This is a genomic window from Amycolatopsis sp. NPDC059657, from assembly GCF_042734395.1.
GTDB lineage: Bacteria > Actinomycetota > Actinomycetes > Mycobacteriales > Pseudonocardiaceae > Amycolatopsis.
In genome coordinates this window covers 51,062-57,061 of sequence record NZ_JBHWEB010000063.1, presented here as the reverse complement: position 1 = coordinate 57,061, position 6,000 = coordinate 51,062, and the positions used below count along the sequence as shown (strand labels likewise).

Sequence of the window (6,000 nt, the reverse complement as noted above, 5' to 3'; positions counted from 1 at the left end):
CATCACCCTCTGCCCCTACCGCATCGGCGACATCACCCAAGCAGCCCTCGTCCTCACCCACTACGAACACCAAAACCGCTACTGAGAAAACCTCAATGTGGCTTTCGTCAGCTCTGAGCTGACGAAAGCCACATTGGCGTGCTGAAACCTGACCAATGCCGCATTGGGATTTTTTTCGGAGCTAGAAGGGGAGCTTGCGGAAGATCGGCCGAGGCACGTGCCGCAGCACTGACATCACCAGCCGGAAAGCTCCGGGTGCCCAGACGAGTTCCTTGCCCGCGCGCGTGGCCGACACGGCGATCTCCGCGACCTGCTCGGCCGTCTGCGCGAGCGGGGCCTCCTTGAGACCGTCGGTCATCTTGGTCTTCACGTGGCCGGGCCTGACGACCGTGACCTGCACGCCCGACGGCGCCAGCGCCTCGCCGAGGCCCAGGTAGAAGCCGTCGAAACCGGCCTTGGTCGAGCCGTAGACGAAGTTCGACCGCCGTACGCGCTCACCGGCGACCGACGAAAGCGCGATCACCTTGCCGTGGCCCTGCGTCTTCAGCTTGGCCGCCAGCGCGACGCCGACCGAGACGGCGGCGGTGTAGTTGACGGTCGCCAGCTCGACGGCCTTCGCGTGGTCCTGCCAGACCTCTTCGGGGTCACCGAGCAGGCCGAACGCGACCACCGTGATGTCGATGTCGCCGCTGTCGAAAGCCTTGTCCAGCACGGCAGGGTGCGCGGCGGTGTCCTTGGCGTCGAAGTCCACAGTGGACACCTCGGCGCCCTTGTCCTTCAAGCGCTGGGCCGCGGCTTCGAGCCTGGCCGACGGGCGCGCGGCCAGCACGACCCGCAGCGGGCGCTCGGCGAGGTACTTCTCGGCGATCGCCAGCGCGATGTCCGAGGTGCCGCCGAGCAGCAGCAGCGACTGGGGGTTACCGACAGCGTCAATCACAGTTCGAGCCTCCGGCTCATGTCCGAGGCGAAAACGCCATCGGGGTCGACGGAATTGCGGATCTTGCGCCACTCTTCGAGGCGCGGGTACATCTTGTGGAAGGTCTCGGCGGACGTCCGCGAGTCCTTCGCGGTGTACAGCCTGCCGCCGATCGCCAGCACCTCTTCGTCCAGCTCGGCGCAGAACCGGCTGAGCCCGGCTTTGATCGGGAAGTCGACGCACACCATCCAGCCGGGGTGCGGGAACGAAAGCTGGGCCGCGTTGCCCTCGCCCATCCTCTTGAACACGTTGAGGAACGACACGTGCCCGGACTCGGCGATCTTCTTCACGATGCGCCGCAACGGCTCGTGCGCGTTCAGTGGCGTGCTGAACTGGTATTGCAGGAAGCCCTTCGAGCCGTACGCCCTGTTCCACTCACCGAACAGGTCCAGCGGGTGATAGAAGGCCGTCAGGTTCTGGATGACGCCGCGCGCCTCCTTCGGCGTCTTGCGGTAGTACAGCTCGCCGATCGAGCCGAACGTGAGCTTGTTCGCCAGCCCGTTCGGAAACACGTCCGGCAGGGTCGCCAGCTGGGGCGCGTCGAACTTCAACGGCTCGGCACGCAGCTTCGGCGGTAGCTCGTCCAGCTTCGCCAGCGACCCGCGGCCGAAGGCGGCGCGGCCCAGCTTCGAGCCGGTCGAGATGGTGTCGAACCAGGCCGACGAATAGGTGTACCTGTCGTCGGAGCCGTTGCTGACCAGCTCGAGCGTCTCGTCGAGGTTCGCGGTGCGCTCGTTGTCGGCCTTGAAATAGGCCGTCTCGGTCTTGGTCATCCGGATGGTGGCCCTGGTGATGATCCCGGTCAGGCCGATGCCTGCCACGGTCGCCCAGAACAGGTCCGACTCGGGACCTTCCGGCGTGAGCGTGCGCACAGAGCCGTCGGCGGTGATGAGGTCCATCGACACCACGTGGTTGCCGAAGCTGCCCGCGCTGTGGTGGTTCTTGCCGTGGATGTCGTTGGCGATCGCACCACCGATGGTCACCTGGCGCGTTCCCGGCAGCACCGGGACCCACAGGCCGTACGGCAGCGCCTCGCGCATCAGCTTGTCGAGGCTCACGCCCGCGTCGACGTCGACGAGCGCGCTGTCCGGGTCGATCGAGTGGATTCGGTCGAGCGGGGTCATGTCGACCACCAGGCCGCCGGCGTTCTGCGCGGGGTCGCCGTACGACCGGCCGAGGCCGCGCGCGATGACACCCCGCGGACCGGCCTTGGCCACCTCGCGGGCGATGATCTCCACATCGGGCGTGCTCAGCACGTCCGCGATGGTGGGAGCTGTGCGTGCCCAGCCGGTGAGTGTGCGCCGTTCGATATGAGGTCCATCGGTCACTCGACCAGGGTAACCACGCCCGGAATGTTCCTCTTAGGTGACCGCTTCTACACTTCCACTATCAATCAACCCCGGTAATGAGGTAGTGCAGTGGTGGCGACCGACCCCCATGCGAACGCGACGGCCGCCAAGCCGTCGGGTCCTGGGCTGCTCGGGCAGCTCATCCGCTTCGGCCTCATCGGTGGTTTCTGCGCGCTCGTCGACTTCGGTGTCTACCAAGGTCTGCGTGCGCTGGGGATGGACGCGACGCCGTGGGTGGACGTCGCGCGCGCGATCAGTTTCGTCGCGGGCACCACGACCGCGTTCTTCCTCAACCGCAAGTTCACCTTCGCCGGCGGCCGCCAGAACGGCGCCGGTCAGATCGGTGGCTTCATCGCGCTCTACACGGTGACTTTCTTCGTCGCGGTGGGCATGAACCGCTGGATGCTGCACCTGCTGCCCGAGTCCGTGTGGAAAACCACACTCGGCTGGGTGGTGTCGCAGGCAACCGCGACCGTGATCAATTTCGTCATGCTCAAGTGGGTCGTCTTTCGTGAAAAAACAGAGGAGAACTGAGGATCTATGCCCGGTAAAGCAGCAGCCGCAACCGGACAGGCCGCGGTGAAACCGGCCCCGAACGGTCACGCGGAAACGACCTTCGCCGAGCACGTCGCGACGGGGCGGCTCACCGCCCAGCGCGGTCTCTACGCCGGCCCCGCCCCCATCGTGAGCAAGGACCTGTACTCCGAGCTGGAGTTCGGCTCGGTGTCGCGCGAGCGGGCGGAGATCACCCTCGAGCCGGGGACCAAGGTCACCGGCAACACCTACTTCGGCCGCTTCCCCGCCAGCTACTGGCAGCGCTGGACGCACGTGAAGGAGGTCACCGTCGAGGCAGTCGTCACCGGTGACGGCACCCTCACGATCGGCGCCTCCGACGTCGAGGGCGACGCACGCGTCGTCGCGGCCGAGATCGTCAGGGGCGCTTCGGCGACCAAGTTCACCCTCACCGCGAAGCTCGACAAGTTCTACGACGGTGGCGCGCTCTGGCTCGACCTCGAGACCGAGGCCGCGCAGCACCTCAAGGTCGAGCAGGTCCGCTGGACCGTCGAGTCGCCGGAGAAGATCCGCCCGACCGCGGTCACCATCTGCACGATGAACCGCGCCGACGACTGCCTCAAGAACCTGCAGGCGCTCGCCGGTGACATCTCCTCGCTCGACACCCTCGACGCGATCTACGTCGCCGACCAGGGCACCGACCGCGTCGACTCGCGTGACGGCTTCGAGCAGGTCGCCAAGGACCTCGGCGCCAAGCTGCACTACATCACCCAGCCCAACCTGGGTGGCGCGGGCGGCTTCACCCGCGGCCTCTACGAGGTCGCCGGGCACACCGCCACCGAGCACGCGAACGTCCTGTTCATGGACGACGACGTGCTGCTCGAGCCGGACCTGGTGATCCGGATGACCGCGTTCTCCAACCGCACGGTCGACCCGGTCATCGTCGGCGGCCAGATGCTGAACCTGCTGCACCCGAACCAGCTGCACGTCGGCGCCGAGTACGCCAACCTGAACACGCTGGAGCCCGGCAAGCCGGTCGAGCACAGCCTGTCGACCGCCGACCTGCTCGGCATCGACGAGGACACCCTCAAGCCGAACCGCCAGGAGCGTCGTCTCGACGCCGGCTACAACGGCTGGTGGAGCTGCCTGATCCCGTACGAGATCGTCAAGGCCATCGGCTACCCGATGCCGTTCTTCTTCCAGTGGGACGACGCCGAGTACAGCTACCGCGCCCGCGGCGCCGGCTTCCCGACGGTCACCCTTCCCGGTGCGGGCGTCTGGCACGCCGACTTCCACTGGAAGGACTGGGACGAGTGGCACCGGTACTTCAACCTGCGCAACTCGATCATCACCGCGGCGCTGCACAGCCCGTTCAACACGAACCTGGTCGCCCGCGTGCTCGCCGCGCAGGTCGTCCGGTACCTGCTGGGCATGCAGTACGGCCTCACCGCCACGCTGATCAAGGCCGTCGAGGACTTCCTCGAGGGCCCCGAAATCCTGCGTGACGGCGGCGTCGCCGCGATGAAGGAGATCCGCCGGATCCGCGACGACTACCCGGAGACCAAGCGTCACAACGCGACCGACGTCCCCGGCATCGCCTCGAACGACATCGGCATCCTCAACAGTGCGCCGCGGCCCTCGCTGCAGCGCGTGATCCTGCTCAAGCGCGTGCTCGACCGGATTCTCGGCCGTCACCGCCACTCGCTCGGCGCCGTGCCGACCGACGAGGCCAACTGGTGGCACATCTCGCTGTTCGAGACCGTGGTCGTCACGGATGCCTCCCAGGAAGGCGTGCGCGTCCGCAAGTACGACCGCGAGAAGATGTTCACGCTGGCCAAGCGTGCGGCCAGGGTCATCAACCGCCTCCGCAAGGAAGGCACCGCGGTCAAGGAGCAGTACAAGCGCGCGACGCCGGAACTGACGTCGCGTGAGAACTGGAAGCGGCTCTACGAGCTCTGAGTCCGTCTTGCTTGAGGGCCCCCTTCGCCGCACGCGGAGGGGGCCTTCGCGGTTAGTTCAGCCCGAAGACCTTCTTCCGGTTGAGATCGTCGACGTAGGCGACGGCGACGTGGGCGAAATTGACGGTGACGGTCGAGTTGTCCTTGGTCACCACGGATTCGACGGCACCGGCCTTGACGAGTTCGCCGAGCTTTTCGGCGAGCTTTTCGGAAGAGTCGGTCGGAAGCGCGAACATCAACGGTTCCCCGCCGGTGGCGAGGTGCAGCACGAGAGCGGGTTTTTGATCAGCCATGGGTCCATCGGACCAGCGTGAGCAGGCACTCGGCAACTCGGTTCGCTACCGGCTGAGCGGATCCGGTGGCAGCCTGCGGTCGTCACAGCGGGTGGACTACCGTGTTTTTCGGAGTTGATGAAACCCGCAGGGGGCCTGGTTCGATGTCGCACACGTTCTCGCTGTCCTTGGCAGCCGTGGACATTCTGCTCGAGTACACCAAATACGGGCGCGCGCCCGTCCCGTTCCAGTTGCCGCACATCGGCACCACGTTCACCCAGCGCGGACAGGTACGCGGCGCGGTCTTCCGCGACCTCGAAGGCCGCGGCCTGATGCGTAACGGCAGGCTCGACGGCGACCTCGAAATCGCGCTGTCCACCTTCGTGAACTCACCCATCTCGATCTCCGCCGCCGCCAAGCTCGACGGCGAAAAGGCACTGTTCGCCCGCGTGGCTTCCAACGGCCAGTACGCGGTCGTCGTCCGCCAGGACGAGAACCTCCTGGTCTTCGACGAGACCCGCCCGACGGCCATCGTCCCCGCGATCGTCGACCTCCTGCCACTCACCCCGGCCGCCTCTGGCCAGTCGGTCACCATCGCCCGCCCGGCGCCCAAGCCTCGCCGCGACGACGGCTACGACGCCTTCGCGGGCGTGACCGGCCCGAGGTCCCAGTCGACCAGCCAGGTCCGCATGGTCGAGCGCATCTTCGAGAAGCCCAAGCTCCGCGTCGGCCAGTTCACCGTGGCGGTCCGAGGCCGCGACAACCGCCCGGTCGACCTGAGCCCGCTGGTCTGGTTCGACACAGAGGCAGGCCGCTACATGATGACCTCCCGTGATGCGGCCGACGGCCAGCGCTGGCTGACCTACGCGCCCGCGGACAACGCACGGATCGCGCAGCAGCTGTATTCGCAGCTAGAGGGCTATTTGTAGGCC

General features: G+C 66.7%; 6 protein-coding genes. 3 read left to right on the top strand and 3 right to left on the bottom strand.

The window, feature by feature from the left end; translation table 11 throughout:
- Positions 1-181 precede the first annotated feature (181 nt).
- Together ACFV15_RS29480 and ACFV15_RS29475 are read right to left on the bottom strand one after the other, a co-directional pair.
- A complete protein-coding gene (locus ACFV15_RS29480) occupies positions 182-937 on the bottom strand; it encodes a decaprenylphospho-beta-D-erythro-pentofuranosid-2-ulose 2-reductase (protein ID WP_378354204.1) in 756 nt (251 codons plus the stop codon).
- Positions 934-2,304, bottom strand: a complete 1,371-nt coding sequence (locus tag ACFV15_RS29475; RefSeq protein ID WP_378354202.1) for an FAD-binding protein — start codon at positions 2,302-2,304, stop codon at positions 934-936. The genes ACFV15_RS29480 and ACFV15_RS29475 overlap by 4 nt, the downstream gene beginning before the upstream one ends.
- A 90-nt stretch (positions 2,305-2,394) precedes the next feature.
- On the opposite strand from ACFV15_RS29475, the gene ACFV15_RS29470 reads away from it, so the two are divergent.
- Both ACFV15_RS29470 and ACFV15_RS29465 read left to right on the top strand, forming a co-directional pair.
- The gene (locus tag ACFV15_RS29470; protein ID WP_378354200.1) at positions 2,395-2,859 is read left to right on the top strand and encodes a GtrA family protein; all 465 of its coding nucleotides are present in this window, start codon (positions 2,395-2,397) and stop codon (positions 2,857-2,859) included.
- A 6-nt stretch (positions 2,860-2,865) separates the two neighbouring features.
- Entirely contained in the window at positions 2,866-4,797 is a 1,932-nt protein-coding gene (locus tag ACFV15_RS29465; RefSeq protein WP_378354198.1) for a glycosyltransferase, read from the top strand.
- Positions 4,798-4,849: 52 nt separating this feature from the next.
- Here the strand turns inward: ACFV15_RS29465 and ACFV15_RS29460 are convergent, their stop codons facing one another.
- On the bottom strand, positions 4,850-5,089 hold the full coding sequence (locus ACFV15_RS29460; RefSeq protein WP_378354196.1) for a hypothetical protein: 240 nt from the start codon (positions 5,087-5,089) through the stop codon (positions 4,850-4,852).
- Between the two features lie 143 nt (positions 5,090-5,232).
- On the opposite strand from ACFV15_RS29460, the gene ACFV15_RS29455 reads away from it, so the two are divergent.
- A complete protein-coding gene (locus ACFV15_RS29455) occupies positions 5,233-5,997 on the top strand; it encodes an ESX secretion-associated protein EspG (protein ID WP_378354194.1) in 765 nt (254 codons plus the stop codon).
- Positions 5,998-6,000: the final 3 nt, after the last annotated feature.